Annotated in this window: 15 protein-coding genes and 2 pseudogenes; 9 read left to right on the forward strand and 8 right to left on the reverse strand. The window is 74.5% G+C overall.

The genetic code is table 11. The annotated features are described in order from the left end of the window. Nucleotides 1-15 precede the first annotated feature (15 nt). Nucleotides 16-921, reverse strand: a complete 906-nt coding sequence (sepH, locus tag ACI793_RS02225) for a septation protein SepH (protein WP_456604722.1) — start codon at nt 919-921, stop codon at nt 16-18. Between the two features lie 134 nt (nt 922-1,055). On the opposite strand from sepH, the gene ACI793_RS02230 reads away from it, so the two are divergent. Continuing rightward, the gene (locus ACI793_RS02230; RefSeq protein WP_456604723.1) at nt 1,056-2,282 is read left to right on the forward strand and encodes an osmoprotectant NAGGN system M42 family peptidase; all 1,227 of its coding nucleotides are present in this window, start codon (nt 1,056-1,058) and stop codon (nt 2,280-2,282) included. 100 nt (nt 2,283-2,382) lie between these two features. Further along, nucleotides 2,383-3,831, forward strand: a complete 1,449-nt coding sequence (locus tag ACI793_RS02235) for a circularly permuted type 2 ATP-grasp protein (protein WP_456604724.1) — start codon at nt 2,383-2,385, stop codon at nt 3,829-3,831. Nucleotides 3,832-3,843: 12 nt separating this feature from the next. Here ACI793_RS02235 and ACI793_RS02240 read toward each other — a convergent pair whose 3' ends face one another. The 5 genes and pseudogenes from ACI793_RS02240 to ACI793_RS02260 form a co-directional block, all read right to left on the reverse strand. Beyond that, on the reverse strand, nt 3,844-4,368 hold the full coding sequence (locus ACI793_RS02240; protein ID WP_456604794.1) for an ATP-binding protein: 525 nt from the start codon (nt 4,366-4,368) through the stop codon (nt 3,844-3,846). A 33-nt stretch (nt 4,369-4,401) separates the two neighbouring features. Beyond that, nucleotides 4,402-4,923: pseudogene (locus tag ACI793_RS02245) on the reverse strand (response regulator transcription factor); the annotation flags it as partial. Next, nucleotides 4,903-6,489: pseudogene (locus ACI793_RS02250) on the reverse strand (sensor histidine kinase); the annotation flags it as partial. The pseudogenes ACI793_RS02245 and ACI793_RS02250, both read right to left, overlap by 21 nt. A gap of 63 nt (nt 6,490-6,552) precedes the next feature. Next, nucleotides 6,553-7,665, reverse strand: coding sequence for a phosphoserine transaminase (gene serC, locus ACI793_RS02255; RefSeq protein WP_456604725.1), 1,113 nt, complete (start codon nt 7,663-7,665; stop codon nt 6,553-6,555). Between the two features lie 100 nt (nt 7,666-7,765). Further along, the gene (locus tag ACI793_RS02260; protein WP_456604726.1) at nt 7,766-8,896 is read right to left on the reverse strand and encodes a citrate synthase 2; all 1,131 of its coding nucleotides are present in this window, start codon (nt 8,894-8,896) and stop codon (nt 7,766-7,768) included. A gap of 167 nt (nt 8,897-9,063) precedes the next feature. Here ACI793_RS02260 and pdxH point away from each other — a divergent pair, with 167 nt between their 5' ends. Both pdxH and ACI793_RS02270 read left to right on the forward strand, forming a co-directional pair. Further along, complete coding sequence (gene pdxH, locus ACI793_RS02265; protein WP_456604727.1) at nt 9,064-9,711, forward strand: pyridoxamine 5'-phosphate oxidase; 648 nt, start codon at nt 9,064-9,066, stop codon at nt 9,709-9,711. A gap of 79 nt (nt 9,712-9,790) precedes the next feature. Continuing rightward, nucleotides 9,791-11,101 carry an MFS transporter gene (locus ACI793_RS02270; protein WP_456604728.1) on the forward strand — a complete coding sequence of 437 codons (1,311 nt, stop codon included), beginning with the start codon at nt 9,791-9,793 and terminating at the stop codon, nt 11,099-11,101. A gap of 84 nt (nt 11,102-11,185) precedes the next feature. Here ACI793_RS02270 and ACI793_RS02275 read toward each other — a convergent pair whose 3' ends face one another. Beyond that, nucleotides 11,186-11,875 carry a UdgX family uracil-DNA binding protein gene (locus tag ACI793_RS02275; RefSeq protein WP_456604729.1) on the reverse strand — a complete coding sequence of 230 codons (690 nt, stop codon included), beginning with the start codon at nt 11,873-11,875 and terminating at the stop codon, nt 11,186-11,188. Between the two features lie 137 nt (nt 11,876-12,012). On the opposite strand from ACI793_RS02275, the gene ACI793_RS02280 reads away from it, so the two are divergent. The 5 genes from ACI793_RS02280 (at nt 12,013) to ACI793_RS02300 (ending at nt 17,210) form a co-directional block, all read left to right on the forward strand. Continuing rightward, entirely contained in the window at nt 12,013-12,927 is a 915-nt protein-coding gene (locus ACI793_RS02280; RefSeq protein ID WP_456604730.1) for an ABC transporter ATP-binding protein, read from the forward strand. After that, nucleotides 12,924-14,114, forward strand: a complete 1,191-nt coding sequence (locus ACI793_RS02285) for an ABC transporter permease (protein ID WP_456604731.1) — start codon at nt 12,924-12,926, stop codon at nt 14,112-14,114. The genes ACI793_RS02280 and ACI793_RS02285 overlap by 4 nt, the downstream gene beginning before the upstream one ends. A gap of 35 nt (nt 14,115-14,149) precedes the next feature. Then, nucleotides 14,150-15,130 carry a TIGR03557 family F420-dependent LLM class oxidoreductase gene (locus ACI793_RS02290; RefSeq protein WP_456604732.1) on the forward strand — a complete coding sequence of 327 codons (981 nt, stop codon included), beginning with the start codon at nt 14,150-14,152 and terminating at the stop codon, nt 15,128-15,130. Between the two features lie 93 nt (nt 15,131-15,223). Then, the gene (locus ACI793_RS02295; protein ID WP_456604733.1) at nt 15,224-16,084 is read left to right on the forward strand and encodes a tetratricopeptide repeat protein; all 861 of its coding nucleotides are present in this window, start codon (nt 15,224-15,226) and stop codon (nt 16,082-16,084) included. Between the two features lie 61 nt (nt 16,085-16,145). Next, nucleotides 16,146-17,210 (forward strand): inositol monophosphatase family protein, encoded by a 1,065-nt coding sequence (locus ACI793_RS02300; RefSeq protein ID WP_456604734.1) that lies wholly within the window; start codon nt 16,146-16,148, stop codon nt 17,208-17,210. 17 nt (nt 17,211-17,227) lie between these two features. Here ACI793_RS02300 and ACI793_RS02305 read toward each other — a convergent pair whose 3' ends face one another. Next, nucleotides 17,228-18,628, reverse strand: a complete 1,401-nt coding sequence (locus ACI793_RS02305) for an FAD-dependent oxidoreductase (protein WP_456604735.1) — start codon at nt 18,626-18,628, stop codon at nt 17,228-17,230. Nucleotides 18,629-18,711 lie beyond the last annotated feature (83 nt).

Genomic DNA, 18,711 nt, shown 5'->3' on the forward strand with positions numbered 1-18,711 from the left:
GACTTTCGCCCTCGGTCAGCGGTTGCGGCGCACCCCGAAGACGATGTCCTCCCACGCCGGGATCCGGGCGCGGGGATCGTCCGAGTCGAGGTCCTCGCCGGGGCGGCCGAGGACGACGGTGTCGTGGTCGGCGATCTCGTCCAGGAGGAGGTCCACCGAGCGGGTGTCGTCCGGGGAGCCGCTGGCCGGGTGGACGTCGCGCACGGGGAGGTCGTCGTGCGGGGCCGGGAGCCCGGGAGCCGGAGCCGGCCGCACCTCCTCGCGCACGACCGACACCGGCCGGGCGGGTTGCACCGGCGCCGGTGGTGGTCCGGTGGGCACGTCGGGGACGACGCGGACCAGGCGGGTGCCCTCCGCGAAGTCGGTGGTCACGGCGTCGAACGGGGCGACGGTGCGCGAGGGCAGGTCGAAGGTCCAGCGGGCGGTGCCGGACTTGTCGCCGGCGCGCCACTCGCCGCTGACCACCCAGGCGCCGGTGTCACTGCGGTAGGCGTCCCAGGTGACGGCGTCGATGTCGGTGTCGATCAGCCGCAGGCGCTCGGTCATGAACTGCTGCAGCGTGGTGCCCGGGGTGCTCCCGGTGAGCCGCACCCGCGCCTCGCGGGCCTGCTCGGCGACCCGCTCGCGCTCCTGCAGCACGGGGTGCGCGAAGCGCATGATCCGCTCCACGCGCGTGCCGGAGGCGGCGGCGACCTGCTCGGGCGTCTCACCCGCCCGGATGCGGGACTGGATCACCCGCGGGGGCAGTTCCGTGCCCAGGTCGACGTCGATCTGGGTGAGCCGGCGGGAGTCCCCGCGTGCGGCGGCACGGACGCGGTCGTCCACCGGCAGCGAGAACCGTTCCTCGCCGTCCTCGGTGTCCGCGACCAGCAGCAGGCTCGAGCCGTCGTCGGAGAGCCCCACGAGGCGCAGCGTGCGCACGGGCGACCTCCTGGAAGGCGTGAGCGGTCGGGGTCCGGAGAGAGACGGGGCCGAGGTTATCGGCGCCCGCCCCTGGCGCGCCGCAGGCGCGCCCGGAGCGGCGCGTCCGGATACCCGACCTAGACTCGGCGACCATGTCTGCCGGCCCCGCTCCCGTCCCCGTGCCCAACGGACGATTCCTGCCGTCGCCCGTGGATGCCGGGCAGCGGCACCTGCCGATCGACATGGACTACGTCCAGCGGGTGATGCTCAGGATGCTGGAGATCCCCAGCCCCTCCGGCCGCACCGATCACGTGATGCAGCTGATCGGTGGCGAGCTGCGCGACCTCGGCATCGACTTCGAGATGACGCGACGGGGAGCTCTGCTCGGCGAGATCACCAGCAAGAACGTGGACGCGGTGGCCGACCGGGCGATCGTCGTGCACGCCGACACGATCGGCTGCATGGTCCGCGAGCTCAAGGACAACGGCCGGCTGGCGCTCGTGCCCGTCGGCACGCACAGTGCGCGCTTCGCCGAAGGTGCGCGCGTCACGATCTTCTCCGACGACGTGCAGGGGGACTACCGGCACACCGGCACGATCCTGCCGCTGAAGGCGAGCGGGCACCGTTTCGGTGACGAGGTGGACGAGCAGGGCGTCGGCTGGGACTACGTCGAGGTGCGGGTCGACGAGGCGGCCGAGAGCAGCCTCGACCTCGAGCGCCTGGGCATCCAGGTCGGCGACTTCGTGGCCATCGACGCACGGGCGGTCGTGACCCGGTCGGGCTTCGTGAACTCGCGGCACCTCGACGACAAGGCGGGCATCGCCGCGGCGCTCGGGGCCTTCAAGGCGATCCTGGACCACCGCGTCGAGGTGCCCGTCACCGCTCACCTGCTCGTCACCATCGCCGAAGAGGTGGGGCTCGGGGCCAACCACGGACTCGACGGCGACGTGGCCGAACTCGTGTCGATCGACACCTCCGTGGTGGCGCCGGGCCAGGCGTCGTCCGAGCACACCGTCAACATCGCGATGCAGGACTCGACGGGTCCCTTCGACTACCACCTGACCCGTCACCTCATCGAGCTCTGCCGGGCGCACGGCGTCCAGCACCGCCGCGACGTCTACAAGTACTACCGGTCCGACGCGGCCTCAGCGCTCGAGGCGGGCCTCAACACCCGGGCCGCCCTGATCGGCTTCGGCATCGACGGCAGCCACGGCCACGAGCGAACCCATCTGGACGGGATCCGCAACACCGCGGAGCTCATCGCGCTGTATCTGCAGACCGATCTGACCTTCCGCACGTGGGACCGGAAGCCGACCGGTGACCTGAGCGACTTCCCGAGCACCGCGGTGCAACCGGCGGACGGCCGCACGGCCCGCTGACGCGCGCGACCTCGCGCCGCCTGCTCCTGCGTCATCCCGAAGGAAGGCGTCCCGGCCGCCCGCCGCACCGGGAACCGGAGCGCCTGGTTCGATCAGCGGCGTGCCACACCTCTTCGCCGCCTATGGAGCCTCCGCGAGCGACGAGGCGGTGACCGCCGAGGGCCGGTTGCGTCCGGGCTACGCGGACCTGGAGCCGGTGCTCACCGAGCTGGGCGCCGGGGGCCTGGCTGCCGCCGCCCAGTCCCTCGCCGGGCTGCGTGCGGCCCGTGGCGTGGTCCTGGGCAGCTGGCGCGACGGCCGCCACGAGCGGCATCCGGTGGCGCTCGACCCGCTGCCGCGGCTGATCCCCGCCGACCAGTGGCAGCTCCTGTCCGCCGGCGTGGAGCAACGGCACCGTGCCCTGGGCGCCTTCCTCGCGGACGCCTACCGTGCGGCGGGCCGTCGCCGGAGCGACGTGGACCGCGCCCCGGAGATCGTGCGCGCGGGGGTCCTCCCGGAGTGGGCCGTGGTGCACAACCCGGCTCGCGACCCGGGCGCGGTCGGCCAGGCCTGGCCGGGTCAGCCCCGTGTGACGGTCGCCGCGGTCGACCTCGTGCGCACCGCCGAGGGCGGGTGGATGGTGACCGGCGACGACCTGCGCACCCCCGCGGGCCTCGGATTCGCCGTGGAGGACCGCCTGGCCCTGCGCGCCGCCGTCCCGGAGCTCTTCGCGGCCGGCCCTCCCGGCCACCCGGCCGCCGCGCTGACCCTGCTCCGCGAGGCCCTCGCCGAGGCTGCGCCACCGGCCTGCCCGGGACCACCCCGGATCGCCGTCCTCAGCGGAGGGGAGACCGACCCCTCCTGGTTCGAGCACGCCGTCCTCGCCGAGGCCCTGGGCGTGCCGCTGGTGCGGACCGAGGACCTCTGGCCGCGCGCCGACGGCGGGCTGGAGATCGCCGTGGACGGCGAGCGCCGCCCGGTCGACGTGCTGTACCGGCGGTTCGGCGAGGACGGCCTCGCCGCCTACCGGACGCCCGTCGGTCAGCCGCTGGACGTGCAGCTCACCGAGGCGGTCCGGGCGGGGCGGCTGGGACTGGCGAACGTGCCCGGCAACGGCGTGGCCGACGACGCCACCACGTTCGCCTGGGTGCCGGCGATGATCGGCTTCTACCTCGGCGAGCAGCCGCTGCTGCCGTCGCCCCGCACCTGGGTGCTGGCCGATCCGGCCGCGGTCGCCGAGGTCCGCGGCCGGCTGCACGAGCTCAGGGTCGAGGAGGTCGCCGGATACGGGGGCCGGGACGCCGTCGACGGCCGTACCTGCGCTCCGGACGAGCTGGCCCGGCTGGAGGCCGCGATCGACGCGGCTCCGCACCGGTTCGTCGCCCGGGAGCCCGTCGAGGAGGCGACCCTGCCGGCGTTCGTGGACGGGGCGCTGCGCCCGCGGACGGCCCGGCTCCGGGTGTTCTCCGTCGCGAGCGGCGGCGGTGCCCGGGCGCTGCCGGCGCCGTGGACGCGGGTGGAGCTGGGCGCGCCCGTGGCCGGCAGCAAGGACACCTGGCTGCTGCCCTGACGGGCTCCGCGCTCAGTCCAGCCGGGTGCTGATCAGCACCGTGGTCCCCGTGGGGCTGGGGACGGCGGTGACGTCGCCGAAGGCGCTCATCAGCGTGGATCCGCGGCCCCGGTCCATGCTCGGCACCCGCTCCCGCCACTGCCCGTAGTCCCTGACCCGGATCTCCAGCACGTCCCCGCGCACGGAGACGACCACGTCGACGAACGGCTCGGTGGGGTACTGGGCGTGCTCGATCGCGTTCGTCACCGCCTCGCCGGCAGCCAGCAGGAGGTCGTAGGCCTGGTCGGGCTCGACGCCCGCCTCGTGCAGCACGGTGCGCAGCCCCCGCCGCACCAGGGGCACCGAGACGAGCTCGGCCGGCAGCCGCCACCGGCCCAGCTGCTGCTCCGGCGCCGTCGTCTCGGCCGGGGAGCGGGGGAGTGGAGGAGCCGCGGCGGGGGCGGACAGGGCCGGCGCGGCTGCGGGTGCGGGGGCGGCCTCCGGGGCAGGCCCGGGGGCGAGCGGCGGCGCGGCGTCGTCCGGGCCGGTGGCCAGCACGGGGAGGGTGATGGGGCCGGTGCGACCGGTGCTGCGTTCCAGCAGCGCCCGGACCCGGGCGATGAGCTCGTCGGCGCGGAAGGGCTTGGCCAGGTAGTCGTCCGCGCCGGCCTCGAGGCCTTCGACCGATGCCTCCTGCCCGGCCCGCGCGGTCAGCATGATCACCGGGATGTGCCGGGTCGCCGGGTCCGACCGCAGGATCTGCAGCAGCTCGAAGCCGTCCACCCGGGGCATCATCACGTCGGTGAGGACGACGTCGGGCTGCCGCTCGGCGACGGCCCGGAGCGCCTCCTCCCCGTTGGCCGTGGTGCGCACGGACCAGTGCGCTCCGAGCAGCCGGGCGAGGTAGCTGCGCATGTCGGCGTTGTCGTCCACGACCAGGACGTCGGCGCCATGGGGGCGCGCGGCCGCCGGCTCACCGGGACGCGTGGTGTCCTGCTCCCAGCTCGCGGCCTCGCCGAGCGCGGCGTCGGACGGGTGCGCCGCGGTGCGCTCCTCGTCCGTGCCGACGTCCGAGGCCCCGTAGGGGAGCGTCACCGTGAACGTGCTGCCCACGCCCGGCTCGCTGCTCACCGCCACCGTGCCGCCGTGCAGCGCGGCGAGCTCCTGGACCAGCGCCAGCCCGATGCCGGTGCCCTCCCGGGTGCGCGCGGTGGCCCCGGGGACCCGGTGGAAGCGCTCGAACAGGTGCGGCAGCTGGTCGGCGACGATGCCCACCCCGGTGTCGCGGACGGTCAGCCGGAAGCCGGACCCGTCCGAGTCAAGCGCGACGTCGATGCCGCCGACGAAGGTGTACTTCACCGCGTTGGCGAGCAGGTTGACGACGATCTTCTCCCACATGCGGGGATCGACGTAGGCGGGCTGCGCCACCGGCGGGCAGTCGACGGTCAGCCGCAGCCCGGCCCGCTCGGCGGCGGAGCGGAAGACCCCGGCGAGCTCGGCGGTGAAGGTGGCCACGTCGGTCTCGACGCGGACCGGGTTCGCCCGGCCGGCCTCGATGCTGGCGAAGTCGAGCAGGTCGTTGACCAGCCGCTGCAGGCGCTGGCCGTTGCGCAGGGCGAGCTCGAGCTCCTCGCGGGCACCGGCGGTGAGCGGCTCGGCGGTGTCCGCCAGGACGTCGCTGATCGGACCGAGGAGCAGGGTGAGCGGGGTGCGCAGTTCGTGGCTGACGTCGGAGAAGAACGTCGTCTTCGCGCGGTCCAGCTCGGCCAGGGACTCCGCGCGCAGCCGCTCGGTCTCGAAGGCCCGGATGTTGGCGACGGCGCCGGCGAACTGGGCTGCGACCAGCTCGTGGAAGGCGCGGTACTCGGCGTCCAGCGCCAGGTTCGGACTGGTCCCGAGCAGGAGCAGCCCCAGGGGTGAGCCGTCCCGGGTGGTGGTGAGGGGGAGGACCACCGCGCCGGTGACGGGGTCGCCGAACGGGCGGCCGGTCACTCCCGGCGGTAGTGCGACGGCAGCGAGATCGGCGTCGTCGTCGACGCGGTCCGGGAGCCCCGCCGGATCGCACCCCACCGCGGCCACCCGGCCGAAGCCGGACTCACCCGGGGTGGACAGGTAGAGGGCCGCGAACGGGACGTCGGGCTCGGCGTCCAGGGCGGCGCACATGGCCCCTGCCGTCGCGCGTTCCTCACCCAGCCGGCCGCCGGTGGCCGCGAGGGCGTGCAGGAGCCGCTGCCGACGCGCGCCCAGCACCCGCCCGGTCACCTCGGTGCAGACGCAGTGCATGCCGGCCACGTCGCCGCTGTCGTCGAACGCGGGCGCGTGCGAGACGGTGAAGTAGGTCTCCTCGCGGAAGCCCGCCCGCTCGAGCGGCAGGAGCAGCTCGGGGAGCCAGGAGGCCTCGAGGGTCGACATGGCGTGCTCGATCAGGGGCCGCAGCGCCTCCCAGCTCTCCGACTGGGTGACGCGGATGTCCCGGCCCAGCGACGTGGGGTGCTTCGCCCCGATGAGCGGGATGTAGGCGTCGTTGTAGAACTGCAGGTATTCCGGACCCCAGGTGAGGACCATGGGGAAGCGGGAGACGAGCACCATGCGGACGGCGTGCCGGAAGCTGGCCGACCAGTTCTCCACCGGCCCGACCGAGGTGGTCGCCCAGTCGAAGCCGGCCATCAGCCGGCCCATCTCGCCACCGGCGGCGAACAGGCCGTCCGGGTCGGCGGCGCCGCGATTACCGGGGTTCACGCGTCAGAGACGCTCGACCACGTGGTCGATGCAGGCGGTGAGCGCGGAGACGTCGTCGGGCTCGACGGCGGGGAACATGCCGACGCGCAACTGGTTGCGCCCCAGCTTGCGGTACGGCTCGACGTCCAGCACGCCGTTGGCGCGCAGAATCCTCGCCAGCGCGGCGGCGTCCACGGAGTCGGCGAAGTCGATGGTGCCGACGACGAACGAGCGCTCGTCGGGGTTGCTGACGAACGGCGTCGCGTAGGGCGACTTCTCCGCCCAGGAGTACAGCCGGCTCGACGAGTCCCGCGTGCGGGCCACGGCGCCGGACAGCCCGCCCAGCGACAGCAGCCACTGGATCTGGTCGTCCAGCAGGAACAGGGTCGCGACCGCGGGGGTGTTGTAGGTCTGGTCCTTGGTGGAGTTGTCGACCGCGATGGACAGGTCGAGGAACCCGGGGATCCAGCGCCCGGAGGCCTTGATCGCCGCGATCCGCTCCAGGGCATCGGCCGACATGAGGGCCACCCACAGCCCGCCGTCGGCGGCGAAGGACTTCTGCGGGGCGAAGTAGTAGACGTCGGTCTGCGACACGTCGACCGGCAGCCCGCCGGCACCCGAGGTCGCGTCGATGAGCACCAGGGCGTCCTCGGTCCCGGCCGGCCGCTCGATCGGGGCCATGACGCCGGTGGAGGTCTCGTTGTGCGCCCAGCCGTAGGCGTCGATCCCGTCCTGCGTGGTCGGGATGGCGAGCGTGCCGGGCTCGGCCGTGACGATCACCGGCTCACCGAGGAACGGGGCCTCCTTCGCGCCGGAGGCGAACTTGGCGGAGAACTCCCCGTAGGTCCCGAAGGCGGCGCGGTCGCGGATCAGTCCGAACAACGCGGCGTCCCAGAAGGCGGTCGTCCCGCCGTTGCCGAGGACCACCTCGTAGCCGTCCGGCACGTCGAACAGCGCGCGCAGCCCCTCGCGCACCGACCCGACCAGGTTCTTCACCGGCGCCTGGCGGTGCGAGGTCCCCATGATCGCGGCGCCGTCGGCGGCCAGCGCCCGGAGGGCGTCCGGGCGGACCTTGGACGGGCCGCAGCCGAACCGACCGTCGGACGGCAGGAGCTCGGCGGGGATGGAGATGGTCATCCGGGAAGTGCCTCTCGACGGTGCGGTGCGATGCCCCGGAGGGCGGGTGCCGCCCTGCAGCCCCCACCCATGGGGCGGGGGCTGCAGGGTCCTGCTGCGATCAGGCGGGGGCGACCTGCGTGGTGGTCTTGGTCTGGACGGTGTCCCAGCCCTCGACCTCCTGGGGCTTGCGCGGGTCGGGCCCGATGTAGCGGGCCGAGGGGCGCACGAGGCGTCCGGTCCGCTTCTGCTCGAGGATGTGCGCGCACCAGCCGGCGGTGCGGGCGCAGGTGAACATCGAGGTGAACATGTGGCTGGGCACCTCGGCGAAGTCGAGGACGATCGCCGCCCAGAACTCGACGTTGGTCTCGACCGGCCGGTCGGGGCGACGCTCGCGAAGCTCCTTGAGCGCGGCCTGCTCCAGGGCCAGGGCGGCCTCGAAGCGGGGCGCACCCAGCTCCTCCGACGCGCGGCGGAGCACGCGGGCGCGGGGGTCCTCGGCGCGGTAGACGCGGTGGCCGAAGCCCATGAGCCGGTCGCCCTTGTCGAGGAGGTCCTTGACGTACTTCTCGGCGTTCCCGGTCGACTCCACCTCGTCCAGCATGTGCAGGACGCGGGAGGGGGCGCCGCCGTGCAGCGGACCCGACATCGCACCGATGGCGCCGGAGAGCGAGGCGGCCACGTCGGCGCCGGTGGAGGCGATGACGCGGGCGGTGAACGTGGAGGCGTTCATGCCGTGCTCGGCGGCCGACGTCCAGTACGCGTCGACGGCGGCGACGTGGCGGGGGTCGGGCTCGCCGCGCCAGCGGACCATGAAGCGCTCGACGATCGTCGAGGCCTGGTCGACCCGCTTCTGCGGAACGGCGGGCGTGCCGATGCCGCGGGCCGACTGCGCGACGTAGGACAGCGCCATGACGGCGGCCCGGGCGAGCTCCTCGCGTGCCTCGTCGTCGGTGATGTCCAGCAGCGGGCGGTACCCCCAGATCGGGGTCAGCATGGCCAGCGCGGCTTGCACGTCCACCCGCACGTCACCGGTGTGGACCGGGATCGGGAAGGGCTCGGCCGGGGGCAGGCCGGGGCCGAACTTGCCGTCCACCAGCAGGGCCCAGACGTTGCCGAAGGTCACCTTCCCGACGAGGTCCTCGATGTCGACGCCGCGATAGCGGAGCGCACCGCCGTCCTTGTCGGGTTCAGCGATCTCCGTCTCGAAGGCGATGACGCCTTCCAGGCCGGGTACGAAGTCGTCGGCCATCTCGCATGCTCCTCTGCGCGCGGGACCCGTGCGCGCATAGGACATGCCGCACGATTGCCTGCCGACCCTAGGCCGTGGGGACACGCCCGGCGCAAGTGGGGGCCGTCGCCGGAAGGCCCCGCGGGCTCTCCCGAGCCGGCCGGCCGCCGCGGTGTCAGCATGGCGGCGTGCCCGATCTCTCCCGCATGCGCAACGACTACACGCTGGGGCAGCTGAGCGAGGCCGACGTCGCACCCACCTGGGTCGAGCAGTTCGACCGCTGGTTCGCCGACGTCGTCGCCGCCGAGGTGCCCGAGCCGAACGCCGTCGTCGTCGCCACCGCCGACGCCGACGGCGCACCGGACGCGCGCATCGTGCTCATGAAGGGGTACGACGCCAGCGGGATCGTCTTCGGCACGAGCTACGCCTCGGCGAAGGGCGCGCAGCTGGCGGTCAACCCGCGGGCCGCGCTGGTCTTCCCGTGGCACCCGCTGCAGCGCCAGGTGCGGGTGACCGGGGCGGTGGAGCGGATCGGCGCCACCGCCTCCGACGCGCTGTGGGACCCGCGGCCGCGGGGCGCGCAGCTGGCGGCCGCGGCGTCGGTGCAGTCGACGGTCGTGGACTCGCGCGACGAGCTGGCCGAGCGGGTCCGCCGGCTCGACGAGCAGACGCCGGAGGGGAAGCTGGCGCGCCCGGAGACGTGGGGCGGCTACCGGGTCGTGCCCGAGCGGGTGGAGTTCTGGCAGGGGGGCGCGGACCGGCTGCACGACCGGATCCGGTTCGTGCGGGACGACGAGGAAGGCGGCGGCTGGGTGGTCCAGCGACTGGCGCCGTGAGCGGACAGGGACGTGAGCATCGCAGCGAGCGCCAGCGAGCGAGGAGCGGAGCGGCCCGCGGTAGCGAACCGATGATTCCGTGACGTCGCCGGTCGACCCGGTCGAGGGCGGCAAGGCGGTCGAGCAGCCGGTCCCCGTGACCCGCCGGCGGTCCTGGGCCATCGACACCACGCCGCTGCGCAACCCGGCCTACCGGCGGCTGTTCTGGGGCGTGGCCGCGACCATGCTCGGCCAGCAGATGACACTGGTCGCCGTCCCCTTCCAGGTCTACGCGCTGACCGGTGATTCCCTGATGGTCGGCGTGACCTCGATCGTCGCGCTGGTGCCGCTGATCGTCTTCGGTCTGCTCGGCGGTGCGATCGCCGACTCGATGGACCGCCGCCGGCTCATGCTCATCACGTCGGTGGGCGCCGCCGTCACCAGCGCGCTGCTGGCGCTGCAGGCGCTGCTGCCGGGTGAGGGGAACCTCGCCGTGCTGTGGGTGCTGACGGCCTGCGTCTCGGGGTTCGCGGCGGTCAACCAGCCCACCCGCAGCGCCGTCATCCCGGCGATCGTCGGGCCCGCCGGGGTGCCCGCGGCCAACGCGCTGTCCATGACCGTGCGCCAAGCGGGCGTGATCGTCGGCCCGCTGCTGGCCGGCGTCCTCATCGGAGTGGGCGAGCTGTTCCTGGCCTACGCCGTCGACGCGCTGGGGTTCCTGGTCGCGGCGCTCCTGCTGCGGGGGCTGCCGTCGCTGCCGCCGGGGCGGAACGCCGGACCGCTCCGGCTGGGCGCCGCCGTGCGCGGCGTGGGGGAGGGATTCGTCTTCCTGCGCACGCAGCCGGTCCTGCTCATGACCTTCGTCGTCGACATCATCGCGATGTGCTTCGCCTGGCCGCAGGCGGTCTTCCCCGAGCTGTCGGAGAACCGGTTCGCCGACTCGCCCAACTCCCTGGGCTGGCTGTTCGCCGGGGTCTCCATCGGCGCGCTGCTCATGGGGCTGACCTCGGGCTGGGTGTCGCGGGTCGACCGGCAGGGAGCGGTGGTGCTGGGCGCCATCGCGGTGTGGGGCGTGGCGATCGTCGGCTTCGGCTGGGCGCAGGCGCTGTGGCTGGCCGTGCTCTGCCTGGCGGTGGCCGGGGCCGCCGACATGGTCAGCGCGGTGCTGCGCTCTTCGATGCTGCAGCTCGCGGCGCCGGAGGAGATGCGCGGTCGCATGCAGGGCGTCTTCATCGTCGTCGTCGCCGGGGGGCCGCGGCTGGGCGACCTGCGGGCCGGTGCGCTGGCGAGCGCGGCGTCGGTGAGCGTGGCGATGGTGTCCGGCGGCGTCGTCGTCGTGCTCGCCATGGCGTTGGTCGCGGTGCTCGTGCCCTCGTTCTGGCTCTTCCGCGCCTCGCGGTCCGCGGTCTGAGTGCCGGGGCGCCGCAACTGCGGGGAAGGTGGCCCTGCGGAGCGGTCGCGAAGCTCTCGTTCCCCGTAGTTGCTGCCCGCGCGGTCAGGCGAGCGCGGCGGCGACCACCCTCAGGTCCTCGACCAGCGCGCCGAAGGCGGCCGCGCGCGCCTCCTCCGGCGTGCGCAGGACCGCCGACGGGTGGGCCGTGGCGAGGATCCACGTCTGACTCGGTGCGGCCTCGTCGGGCTCGTCGTCGTCCGCCTCGTCGGTGACCGGGGGCGGCGGGAGGCCGGGCAGGGCCCAGGGGAGCAGCCGCCCGCGGTCCTGGGTGATCCGGAAGGACGGCGCGATGAGGCTCTTGGCCGCCGTCGCCCCCAGGGCGACGACGACCTCGGGGCGGAGGACGGCGAGCTCGGACGCCAGCCACGGACGGCAGGCCCGTAGGTGCTCGGTGCCCGGGGTCTGGTGGATCCGCCGCTTCCCCTTCGGCGTGAAGCGGAAGTGCTTGACCGCGTTGGTGATGTAGGCGTCCCGGCGGTCGATGGCGGCGTCGGCCAGCGCCTTGTCCAGCAGGCGGCCCGCGGGCCCGACGAACGGCTCGCCGGTGCGGTCCTCCTGGTCGCCGGGCTGCTCGCCGACGAACACGATCCGCGCCGTCGGTGGACCCTCCCCGAACACCGTCTGGGTCGCCGGCTCCCACAGCTCGCACGCCCGGCAGCCGGCCGCGGCGCTCGCGAGGCCGTCGAGGCCCACTCCCGTCGGCGGCTGCGCCACACCGTTGCCCTCGCTCATGGCCCGATGACACCGCAGGACGACGGCGTGCGCGACCGGTCACCGATGGGTCCCGCGGCGTCCACGGGAACGGAGCCGATCCGGACACCTCGGACCGATACGGTCGGGCGACAGTCAGGACGACGGCAGGAGGACAGGTGCTCGAGTTCGACGGGCTCCACAAGAGCTTCGGCGACGTACGGGTCCTGGAGGGCGTCGGGTTCACCGTCGCCCCCGGCTCGATGTTCGGGTTCTGCGGGTCGAACGGGGCCGGCAAGACGACCACCATGCGGATCGCGATGGGGCTCGTCCGCGCCGACGCCGGCGAGGTCCGCTGGCAGGGCAGACCGCTGGACCAGGCCACGCGCCGCCGGGTCGGCTACATGCCGGAGGAGCGTGGTCTCTACCCGAAGATGAAGGTCGGCGAGCAGGTCGCCTACTTCGCCCGGCTGCACGGCCTGGACGGCGCCGCGGCCGCGAAGGCGTCGGAGGACTGGGTGGAGCGACTCGGCCTCGGTGAGCGCCGGGGTGATCCGGTGGAGAAGCTGTCGCTGGGCAACCAGCAGCGCGTGCAGCTCGCCGCCGCGCTGGTCAGCCGCCCCGAGGTGCTCATCCTCGACGAGCCGTTCTCCGGGCTGGACCCCGTCGGTGTCGACTCGCTGGCCGACGCCCTGCTGGCCCAGGTGCGCGAGGGCGTGCCGGTCGTCTTCTCCAGTCACCAGCTCGACCTGGTGGAGCGGCTGTGCGACTCCGTCGGGATCCTGGCGCGCGGCCGCATGGTCGCCACCGGGACCGTCGACGAGCTCCGCCGCCGCGAGGCCGGCCGGCTGCTGCGGGTCGTCGTCCCCGATGCCGCGCCGCGCTGGGCCGACGGCCTGCCCGGGGTACGCGTGGTGTCCGAGCAGGCCGGCGACACCCTGCTGGAGCTGGCGCCGGACGCCGACGACCAGTCCGTGCTCTCCGCGGCGCTGCGCACCGGCCGGGTGACCCACTTCGCCTGGCAGCAGCCCACCCTCGTCGAGCTGTTCCGCGGAGCCGTCGCGGCCCCGAGCACCCAGGAGGTGGCGGCGTGACCGCACCCACGAACTCCGAGCCCTCCAGCGCGTCGCTGGTCCGGCTGGTCGCCGCGCGCGAGGTGTCCAGCCGCATCCGCGACAAGGGCTTCATCATCAGCTCGGTCGTGATCCTGCTGGTGATCGTCGGCGCCATGCTGTTCCAGGTGCTCGTCGGCTCGGGCGACGACGAGACCCGGGTGGGCGTCGTCGGGGGCGATGCCTCCCTGGTCACCGCCCTGGAGGCGCAGGGCGAGGCCCTCGATGTCGACGTCACCGTGGTCGAGTTCGACGACGAGGCCGCGGCCCGGACGGCGGTCGACGACGAGGACGTCGAGGGTGCGCTGCTGGCCGGGGACGACGCCGAGCTGCTCGTGCGCGAGTCGGGCGGCAGCACCCTCGAGTCGATCGTCCAGGGCGCCGTCGGGCAGGTCGCGGTCGCCGAGCAGCTCGGGGCGGCCGGGATCACCGAGCTGGACGTGCCCGAGGTCGCGGTCACGGCACTCGACCAGGACGCCGCGGCCGACCAGCAGCGGATCGTGACCGCGATCTTCGGCGTGGTCATCCTCTACAGCCTGCTGATCCTCTTCGGCCAGTTCATCGCCCAGGGCGTCGTCGAGGAGAAGTCCAGCCGGGTGGTCGAGCTGCTGCTGGCCACGATGCGCCCGTGGCAGCTGCTCGCCGGCAAGATCCTCGGCCTCGGCGTGCTGGCGCTGGGGCAGATCGTGGCCATCGGCGTCGTCGCCGTCGCCGCCGCGCTCGCCTTCGACGTCGTCGACGTCCCGGGCGACCTGATCAGCACCGTGGCCATCGTGATCGCCTGGTTCGTGCTCGGCTATGCCTGGTACGCCGCGGTCTTCGCCGTCGCGGCGTCCCTGGTGAGCCGGCAGGAGGACCTGGCGACGGTGCTGATGCCGACGTCGATGGTGCTGATCGTCGGCTTCTTCATCGGTATCCAGGCCGCGGCGGACCCGGGCGGTCTGCTGGCGCGGGTGACGTCCTACATCCCCGGTCTGTCCCCGCTGGTCATGCCGGTGCGGCAGGCCGCGGGGGACGTGGCGCTGTGGGAGATCGCGCTGGCGGTCGTCCTCATGGTGCTGGCCATCGGGCTGGTGGTCCGGCTGGGTGGGCGGATCTACTCCGGCGCGCTGCTGCGCACCGGCGGGAAGATCAAGATGCGGGAGGCGCTGGCCGCCGAGCGCCTCTGAGGATTGCCCTCCTGGCGTCCGGGTAGCCGCGCGGCATGGGCATGCAACTGGGCTACACGATGATGACCGAGCAGGCCGGGCCGAAGGACCTGGTCGGGCACGTGGTGGGCGCCGAGGAGGTCGGGTTCGACTTCGCGGTGAGCAGCGACCACTACTTCCCGTGGCTGGACGAGATGGGCCACTCGCCCAACGCGTGGGTGTCGCTCGGTGCCGTGGCCCAGGCGACGAGCCGCATCCCGCTGATGACCTACGTGACGTGCCCGATCTTCCGCTACCACCCGGCGGTCGTGGCCCAGCAGGCCGCGACGCTGCAGATCATCTCCGACGGCCGGTTCACCCTCGGCATGGGCGCCGGCGAGAACCTCAACGAGCACGTCGTCGGCGCCGGCTGGCCGCCCGCCGATGTCCGGCACGAGATGATCATGGAAGCGCTGCAGATCATCAGCGACCTGTTCGACGGCGAGGGCTACACCAACTTCCGTGGTGAGCACTTCGACGTCGAGTCGGCCAAGCTCTGGGACCTGCCGGACAAGCGCGTGCCCATCGGCTTCGCCGCCGGTGGGAAGCAGGCGGCCACGATCGCCGGCGAGCTGGCCGACGTGCTGGTGGCGACCGATCCCCTGGCCGAGCTGGTCGAGGCGTTCGAGGCCGCGGGCGGCGAGGGCAAGCCGAAGGTCGCGCAGATGCCGATCAGCTACGGCACGGACAAGGCTGCCGCCGTCACCCGGGCGCACACGCTGTTCCGCTGGTTCGGCCTGGGCTGGAAGGTCAACGCCGAGCTGCCGGGGACGGCGGCCTTCGACGCCGCCGCCCAGTTCGTCCGCGAGGAGGACGTCGAGAGCAGCATCCCGTGCGGGGACGACGTCGCCGCGGTGATCGAGGCGGCCAAGGAGTACGCCGACGCGGGCTTCACCCACCTGGCCCTCGTGCAGATCGGTGGGGACCAGCAGGAGCCCTACCTGGAGTGGACCCGCAGCACCCTGCTGCCGGCCTGGCGGGAGGCGTTCGGCAGCTGACTCGCCCCTCACCCGCCCCTGACCCTCCCGTTGGGGTGAGGTCACCCCCGCGAGCGGCGCGCCGGCGGGGGAGTGCCCGCGATCATTCCCGGCATGACCGAGGACCTCGACAGGCGCCTCCGGCGGCTGCGGGCCTCCGGGGACGGCGACGCGTTGATCGATCTCGGCTGCGACCTCGCCGACGCCGGCCGGCACGCCGACGCCGAGGAGTGCTTCCGGCGGGCCGCCCAGGCCGGTGACACGGTCGCGTCGTTCAACCTCGGCAACGCCCTCGCCGCCCAGGGCCGGTGGCAGGAGGCGGTCGACGCCTACGAGGTGGCGCTGGCCGGCGGCGAGGCCGACGCCTGGCGCAACCTCGGCCTCGTGCTGGAGGACCTCGGCGACCTGGCCGGTGCGATGCGGGCCTACCGCGGCGCCGTCGACGCCGGCGACCTCGAGGGCGGCCTGCAGCTGGCCTTCCTGCTCCGCGAGCAGGGGGAGCGCGAGGAGGCGATGTCCGTCGCCGAGGAGATCGCCGCCGCCGGTGACGCCGAGGCCGCCGGCGTCCTCGCCTGCTGGCGGTTCTGCTCGACCCTGGACCCCGCGCTCGAGGCCGACCTGCGGGCGGGTGCCGACCACTTCCCGGCCGCCCGCACCGACCTGGCGCACCTGCTCCGGGAGAGCGGCCGCGGAGCCGAGGCCCGCTCGGTGCTCGAGCGCGGCGCCAAGCTGGGTGAGCAGGTGGCCTGGCTGCCCCTGGGCAACCTCTACCGCGAGGACCTCGGCGACGACGAGGCCGCCGAGGAGGCCTTCCGCGCCGGCATCGCCGCCGGGGACGTGTACTGCCACCAGAACCTCGCCGTGCTGCTGGCCGACCGCGGTGACTTCGACGGCGCCGTGGAGCAGTTCCGGCTCGGCGCCGAGGCCGGGGACCAGCTGGCCGTGCAGACGCTGCGCGGGCTCGAACTCGGCTGAGCCCGTCGCCGCGCGGGGGTCCCGGTACGGATCCGTTCCGCTGGTGTCGGATACTGGCCGGGTGACCCAGGCCACACATGCGCTGCGGACCGCGACGGGTGCCGACCTCACGGCGGTCGGGGAGGCGCTGGGCCTGTCGGCCCCGGCGCTGGCCCCGGCGATGGTCGAGCCGGGCGCGCGGGTGCTCATCGGCACCGAGGGGCAGGTCGTGCTGCTGCGCCGGCACTGGTCGCACGACGCGACCGCCGAGGCGGTCGTCGTCCGCCGGGCCGGTGTCCCCCTCGACCACCCCGGGGTCCTCGCGGCGGCCGCGACCTGGGGGTGCGACCGCGTCCGGCACCTGGCCACCGACCGGTGCGTTTCGGTGCCTGCCCCACCGGAACGGGCCCCGCTGGCGCTCCGGTTCGCCCACCTCGCCGCCCTCGCGGCCACGCGGGTGGAGACGGCGGTCGCGCTGGCGCGGGACGTCGGCAGGCACACCACGGACGACGGCGGCCCGGACTTTTCCGCGGAGGAGGCCGCGCACGCCGCGGCGGTCGGGGTCCTGGGCGCGCTCGGGGTGCCGGTGCTCGGCGAGGAGGGCGGCGACCGGCCGGGAGCCGAGGGGAGTCCGTGGGTCGTCGTCCACCCGCTCGACGGCGCCGGCAACTACCGGGCGGGGCTGCCGCCGTGGGCCTTCTCCGCCGCGCTGGTCCACGAGGGCCGGCCGGTCGCGGGCCTGGTCGTCGATCTCTCCTGCGGGCGGCGGTGGTCGGCGATCGAGGGCCGCGCGGAGCGGGACGGCGTGCCGGTGCGCACGCGGGCGGGGGGCACGGTGGTCGTCCCCAGCGCACTGGACGGGGGCGCGATCGGCGCGGCCCGGCGGGTGCGGATCACCGGGTGCACGGCGGTCGACCTGTGCCTGGTGGCCGACGGCGCGGCCGCCGCCTGGCACGACGTCGAGCGCACCGGCACCGAGGTGCGCGACGTGGCCGGCGGGCTCGCCGTGCTGCTGGCCGCGGGAGGAGCCGCGCTGACCGCGGACGGACGGCCCGTGGAGCTCCCGCCGCAGCCCGGGGGCAAGGTCCGGTTCGTCGCGGCGGCCGACGAGACGGTGGCCCGCACGCTCCTCGACGCGGTGGCCTGACCGCTCCTGCCGCCGGCTCAGGCGGTGGCGGCCCGGATGGCGGCGAGCAGGGCCTCGCGCTCGTGCAGGGTCGTGCGCGCCCGGCCGCGGCTGGCCCCGAGCGCCACCTCGGCGGCGTCGATGGCGCGCCAGTCCTCCAGCAGGACCGGCTCGGCGCCGCGGGCCTGCAGCGTCGTCACCAGGTCGTCGACGTCGCCGCGGACGGCGAGCGTCCCGGCCGCCGCGTCGGACAGCAGGGCGGCCACGGTCTCCCGGGCGTCGTGCTTGTTGGTGCCCACGACGCCGCTGGGCCCGCGCTTGATCCACCCGGCGACGTACTCCCCGGCTGCGGGCTGCCCGTCCCGCAGCACCCGGCCCACGCCGTCGTGCGGCACCGTCCCGCTGCCCTCGTCCACCGGCAGCCCGGGCAGCGGCGTGCCCCGGTAGCCCACCGACCGGACGACCAGGTCGGCCGGCAGCACCTCCAGCTCGCCGGTGCCGACGGCGCGCCCGTCGCCGTCGACGGCCGTGCGCTCCACCTCGATACCGGTGACCCGGTCCTCGCCGAGCAGCCGCACCGGCCGGCGGAAGAAGCGCAGCCGCAGCGGGATGCGGCCGGCCTCGAGCGCGTGCTCGGCCCAGCCGCGCAGCACCCCGAGGTTGCGGCCCACCACGCGGTCGGCGGCGGCGCGTTCCTCGCTGGCCGGGTCGAGCTCCAGGTCGGCCGGGTCGACCAGCGCGGTCGCGGCGGCCATGTCGTCGAGCTCGCGCAGCTCCTGCGTCGTGAAGGTGGCCTGCGCGGGACCGCGGCGGCCGAGGACCGTCACCTGCTCGACCGGCGTGGCGGCCAGGACGTCGAGGACGTGCTGCGGCATGTCGGTCGGCTCGAGCTCCTCGGGCGTGCGGGCCAGGACCCGCGCCACGTCCAGCGCGACGTTGCCGACACCGATGACGACGACCGAGCGGGCGCCGGCCAGCGCGGCCTCCACCCGGTCGCGGTCGGCGTCGGGATGCCCGCAGTACCAGGCGACGACGTCGGTGGCCGCGAGGCTGCCGGGGAGCTCCTCACCCGGGATGCCCAGGCGCCGGTCCAGCGCCGCCCCGTAGGTGTAGACGACGGCGTCGACGTGGGCGCGCAGCTCCTCCAGGGACAGGTCGACGCCGACGTCGACGTTGCCGACGAACCGCACCAGCGGCTGGTCCAAGCTGCGGTGCAGGGTCTCGCGGATGGCGCGCATCTTCGGGTGGTCGGGGGCGATGCCGTGCCGGACCAGCCCGAACGGCGTGGGCAGCCGGTCGATGAGGTCCACCGACACCGGGACGTCGTCCTGCTGCGTCAGCGCGTCGGCGGCGAAGATGCCCGCCGGCCCGGCGCCGATGATCGCCACGCGCAGCGGGCGGCGCTCGGACGGGGGAGCGGCGGAACCGTCGGCGACCATGACTGGCATCCTGACGTGGCCGGGGCCACTCCACCAGAGCGCGCGCCCGGCTTCCCGATCACCGTCGCTCGAGGAGGCCCTCT

Source organism: Blastococcus sp. SYSU DS0617, from assembly GCF_054051075.1.

Bases quoted from the DNA above. Each gene is read 5' to 3' on its own strand.
- ACI793_RS02230 (WP_456604723.1), top strand. From the start codon at position 1,056: ATGTCTGCCGGCCCCGCTCCCGTCCCCGTGCCCAACGGACGATTCCTG.
- serC (WP_456604725.1), bottom strand. From the start codon at position 7,665: ATGACCATCTCCATCCCCGCCGAGCTCCTGCCGTCCGACGGTCGGTTC.
- ACI793_RS02260 (WP_456604726.1), bottom strand. From the start codon at position 8,896: ATGGCCGACGACTTCGTACCCGGCCTGGAAGGCGTCATCGCCTTCGAG.
- ACI793_RS02275 (WP_456604729.1), bottom strand. From the start codon at position 11,875: ATGAGCGAGGGCAACGGTGTGGCGCAGCCGCCGACGGGAGTGGGCCTC.
- ACI793_RS02290 (WP_456604732.1), top strand. From the start codon at position 14,150: ATGGGCATGCAACTGGGCTACACGATGATGACCGAGCAGGCCGGGCCG.
- ACI793_RS02295 (WP_456604733.1), top strand. From the start codon at position 15,224: ATGACCGAGGACCTCGACAGGCGCCTCCGGCGGCTGCGGGCCTCCGGG.
- ACI793_RS02305 (WP_456604735.1), bottom strand. From the start codon at position 18,628: ATGGTCGCCGACGGTTCCGCCGCTCCCCCGTCCGAGCGCCGCCCGCTG.